General features: G+C 34.6%; 5 protein-coding genes and 1 pseudogene. 2 read left to right on the top strand and 4 right to left on the bottom strand.

The features are described 5' to 3' along the window. On the bottom strand, positions 1-516 hold a 516-nt coding region (locus tag PHI38_RS09385; RefSeq protein WP_299855479.1), incomplete at its 3' end, for an S-adenosylmethionine synthetase N-terminal domain-containing protein. 183 nt (positions 517-699) lie between these two features. Here PHI38_RS09385 and PHI38_RS09380 point away from each other — a divergent pair. Then, positions 700-1,294 (top strand): annotated as a pseudogene (locus PHI38_RS09380) (peroxiredoxin). Positions 1,295-1,336: 42 nt separating this feature from the next. Here PHI38_RS09380 and PHI38_RS09375 read toward each other — a convergent pair. Then, positions 1,337-1,474 carry a hypothetical protein gene (locus tag PHI38_RS09375; RefSeq protein ID WP_299855477.1) on the bottom strand — a complete coding sequence of 46 codons (138 nt, stop codon included), beginning with the start codon at positions 1,472-1,474 and terminating at the stop codon, positions 1,337-1,339. A 30-nt stretch (positions 1,475-1,504) separates the two neighbouring features. Then, positions 1,505-2,773: an AAA family ATPase gene (locus PHI38_RS09370; RefSeq protein WP_299855475.1), complete on the bottom strand. Its 1,269-nt coding sequence runs from the start codon at positions 2,771-2,773 to the stop codon at positions 1,505-1,507. A 51-nt stretch (positions 2,774-2,824) separates the two neighbouring features. On the opposite strand from PHI38_RS09370, the gene PHI38_RS09365 reads away from it, so the two are divergent. After that, complete coding sequence (locus PHI38_RS09365) at positions 2,825-4,069, top strand: diguanylate cyclase (protein ID WP_299855473.1); 1,245 nt, start codon at positions 2,825-2,827, stop codon at positions 4,067-4,069. Here the strand turns inward: PHI38_RS09365 and PHI38_RS09360 are convergent. After that, positions 4,066-4,373 (bottom strand): VWA-like domain-containing protein (locus PHI38_RS09360; protein ID WP_299855471.1); only part of this gene is annotated, 308 nt, incomplete at its 5' end. The two genes, PHI38_RS09365 and PHI38_RS09360, sit on opposite strands and share 4 nt — an antisense overlap.

Here is a 4,373-nt window from a genome sequence, read left to right as displayed (position 1 = left end):
TTTACCATCTGGACGTAGGTATGGAATAATTCCTACTTTACGAACCTCAGCCAATCGCTTAGTTAAACGGTGCGCTAGATATATAGGAAGTGGCATTAAAACATCTGTTTCACGACAAGCATAACCAAACATAAGTCCTTGATCTCCTGCTCCTATCTCTCCATCTTCAAGAGTCACACCTTGCGTTATATCTGGGGATTGCTCTCCTATGCCATTTAGCACAGCAGCAGAGCGATAATCAAACCCATAAGTTGCATCGGTATAACCAATCTCTTGGACAACTCGCCTTACAATCTCTTGCATTGGCGCATAGGCCGTAGTTTTCAGTTCGCCTGCTATTATACAAAACCCGTTTGACACAAGTGTTTCACACGCTACATGTGCACTTGGGTCATGTTCAATAATATAATCCAAAATTGCATCACTGATTTGATCTGCCATCTTATCAGGGTGCCCTTCTGTTACAGACTCTGAAGTAAATATATACTCTTTTAAAGTTTTTGCTTCTTTTGTCATCGATTTTCCTTATTGAAATATGAAGTTTTTCTTCATAAATCAGCGAAAGTATAGCAAAAAAACTTATATAGAAAATTTCAAACTTTGATTCTCTCTTAAAGCATTATGACATTAAAAAAAATTGGATTTTGATTAACATACTTCTGTTAAAATTATACAAATTTAATTAAACAAGGACATTATATGTTAGTAACAAATCCAGCTCCAGATTTTAGTGCAACAGCAGTTTTAGCTGATGGTTCAATCGTTGAAAACTTTAAACTCTCAGACAATCTTGGAAAAAAAGGTACAGTTCTATTTTTCTACCCACTAGACTTTACTTTCGTATGTCCATCTGAAATCATTGCGTTTTCTCACAGAATAGAAGAGTTTAAAAAGCGTGATGTAAATGTAATTGGTGTTTCAGTTGATAGCCAATTTTCACACTTTGCATAGAGAGACACCAGTAAACAGTGGTGGAATTGGCCGTATCAAATACCCACTAGTAGCAGACCTTACAAAACAAATCTCAAGAGATTATGATGTTCTATTTGGCGAGTCAGTTGCACTTCGTGGTTCATTTTTGATTGATGGAAAAGGTGTTGTTCGTCACGCTGTTATCAATGACTTGCCACTTGGTAGAAACATTGATGAGATGATTCGTATGGTTGACGCTATGCAGTTTACTGATGAGCATGGTGAAGTTTGTGCTGCTGGTTGGCAAAAAGGTGATGAGGGTATGAAGGCTTCTACTGAAGGTGTTGCTGAGTACTTAGCAAAACACGAAAAAAATCTATAAATATCTTTTGTTAAACTCTCACTATTTATGAGAGTTTAACCACTACTCTTTATCTAAACTATTCAACGCTTTCTCAGAAGCACTTTTTGCTCTGTTATAGTGGTATTCATCCTCTTTTTGTGCACATGCACTAAATCCTATACCTAGAACAACAGCCATAACAATTATAACTTTACTCATAATATCTCCACTTAAAATCTATTTTTATGATTATAGCATAGTGGAATTTTTTACAAACCTCATAGCCTTCTCATTTACAAAAATGATATCTCTCCACTGTCTCTTTGGCGCAATCAGATTTAGACGTTTTGGATTTGAGCTTCTTGAAATCGCTACATAAAACTGAGAAGGTGCAAAGATTTCATTGCTCTGTATAACTAAATCCATAATCGACATACCTTGAGATTTGTGGATAGTTATGGCATAAGAGAGTTTTATTGGATATTGAAAGACGCTAAAGAGACTCTCCTCGACAAACTGAGGCTTTGCATCTATGGTTTTTTGAACCCAATGAGATTTACTCTGGGCTACTCGCTCTAACTTTATAACAACCAAATCACTTTTTTGTACATAAACATAAGTAGCATCTAGGTTTACAACAACCCCACGTTCTCCATTAAAGTAGTTCCATGAGTTTCTTGTAAATAGTATTGGAACACCTATCTTTATCTCTAAAGCCTTCTCAATTCTTGCATCATCCATAAAACGTTCTATATCCATATCTTTAACGCTCTTTACATGTTTGATTATCTGCGCCTCTTTTGTATGGAGTTCACTATCTACAAAAGCCAACTGAGTTTTATTGTGCATGGCTGCGGAGTTGTTTTTTGCAAACAAAAAGGTAAATTCACTCAAATCCTCTGGTAGTGGCTTTATGTAGCTATTTAGCTCATTATGAACTTTCTCATCCACAAAACCCTCTCTCACTTTAGAGAGAAGCTCTATAAACTCCTTGTCATCTGTTCTATAAATATGTGTTAGTTCAACTATCTCAAAATCAAATTTCTCCCAAACATCGGACTGAAATGCAAAACGCACCTCAGCATATCCACGAACAACAGGAGGAAGTTGTAAAAAGTCGCCAACAACCAAAAGCGCGCCTTTAAAGTTACCTTGTTCCAAACGAAGAGTAATCATCTCAAAGAGCGTATCACTTACCATTGATATCTCATCTATAACAATCAAATCCATACTTGCAATAAGTTTTTGCACCTTTGCTTTTATTTCATACTTAGAGTTTTGTTTAAGTTCTTCTATATCTTTAGCAATCCCCAAATCAAAAAAGCTATGCAGAGTTTGCCCACCTATGAGCGTAGCTGCCATCCCAGTAGAAGCTAGTTTAGCAACTTTTTTTGCCTCTTGTTCATAGTGCGTAATAATATTTTTGGTGAGTGTGGTTTTACCAACGCCAGCACCACCAGTTAAAAAAACTCTTTTTTTAGATTCTAATTTATCTATAATTGCATTTAAAAAATTCATAAAAAATTATACTATAATTGTAAAAAAATATTGATGAAGAAGGCCTATTTTATGGAGAAAATATTAGTTGTAGAAGATAATAAAACATTAGCAAAACTCATTGCTAAGAAAATAAATTTAGAGCTTGATTTTGAAGTTGAAGTAGCCTATAATTTTTCAGAAGCTAAACTATTTTTAAAGAGGTATGAGTACTTTTTAACACTTGTTGACTTAAACCTTCCAGACGCGCCAAATGGCGAAATCGTTGATTATGTGCTTGGCTTAAAGAACAGAGTTATAGTTTTAAGTGGAAATATAGATAAAGAGTTTCGCTCTAACATGCTTAAGAAGAACATCATTGACTACGTAAATAAGGGTGGTATTGATGATATAAACTTTATAATAAACACTATCTCAAGACTCAAAAAAAATCAAAATCATAAAGTATTGGTTGTTGAAGATTCTATGATTTTTAGAAAACAGATGCAAGGTATGCTTGAAAATATGTTTTTTAAAGTCATAACAGTAGCGCATGGGGAAGAGGCTCTTGGGATTTTAGAGAGTGTTTCAGACATTAGTTTAGTACTAACTGACTATCATATGCCTGTAATGGACGGTCTTGAGTTAACAATTGAGATACGAAAAAAATATACAAAAAATGATCTTGCAATCATCTCAATGTCTAACGATCTTGACGATGATACAACAGCTCTGTTTTTAAAAAATGGCGCAAATGATTACATAAAAAAACCATTCTCAAAAGAGGAGTTTTCATGCCGAATCAACAACTCAATCGAAGCATTGGAAAATATTCAGGCAATAACAAATCATGCAAACAGAGACTTCTTAACAGGTCTTTATAACAGAAGATACTTTTTTGAGCATATGCAACCATACTTTGAAGCAGCCACTGCAGATGGTGAAAGATTTGCAATTGGCATTATAAATATTGACCATTTTAAAAAGGTGAATGATACTTTTGGACATAAAGTAGGCGATAAAGTTATAAATACTTTAGCAGACATACTCAGAACATATGTTGATGAAGATGATATGTTAGCAAGGTTTGGGGGCGAAGAGTTTTGTATTGTTTTAAAAGATAGAACTCCTGATGAAGCTCTATCACATTTTGAGGGCTTAAGAGAAAAAGTACAAGATACGACAATATCTTTAGATGATGAACAAAAGATTCAAATTACAATCTCACTAGGTGTAATCTTAAATCCAGAAGACACACTTAATGAGAGCATAAGTCAAGCAGATATGCTCTTGTATAACGCAAAACAAAACGGAAGAAACCGTATTGAGCACAACTAAGATTCTATAACGATTACCTCTCCAAAAGGGATTTCACTCTCTCTTGGAGCTATCCATTTCACCTCATACATCGGGCTCTCTTTTGGAAAAGTACCTTCTAAATCGCTAAAATACAGAAGCAGTTTTACATCATCAAGTTCATTTTCTATAAACTGAAATACAGCTCTAAAGTCAGTTGAGCCGCCGCCACTCAGCTCAACATCTAAGATATCACCGCTATAAAAAGTTTTATGAGATTGAATCTTATCATCACACACAAGCAAATCAAGCTGGAAGTTTGAAAATGTATTCATAATGAAATTTA

This window comes from Sulfurimonas sp., assembly GCF_028694895.1.
GTDB lineage: Bacteria > Campylobacterota > Campylobacteria > Campylobacterales > Sulfurimonadaceae > Sulfurimonas.
The sequence above is the reverse complement of the archived record's forward strand: the minus strand, read 5'-3'. Positions and strand labels throughout refer to the sequence as shown.

Bases quoted from the DNA above. Each gene is read 5' to 3' on its own strand.
- PHI38_RS09375 (WP_299855477.1), bottom strand. From the start codon at position 1,474: ATGAGTAAAGTTATAATTGTTATGGCTGTTGTTCTAGGTATAGGATTT.
- PHI38_RS09370 (WP_299855475.1), bottom strand. From the start codon at position 2,773: ATGAATTTTTTAAATGCAATTATAGATAAATTAGAATCTAAAAAAAGA.
- PHI38_RS09365 (WP_299855473.1), top strand. From the start codon at position 2,825: ATGGAGAAAATATTAGTTGTAGAAGATAATAAAACATTAGCAAAACTC.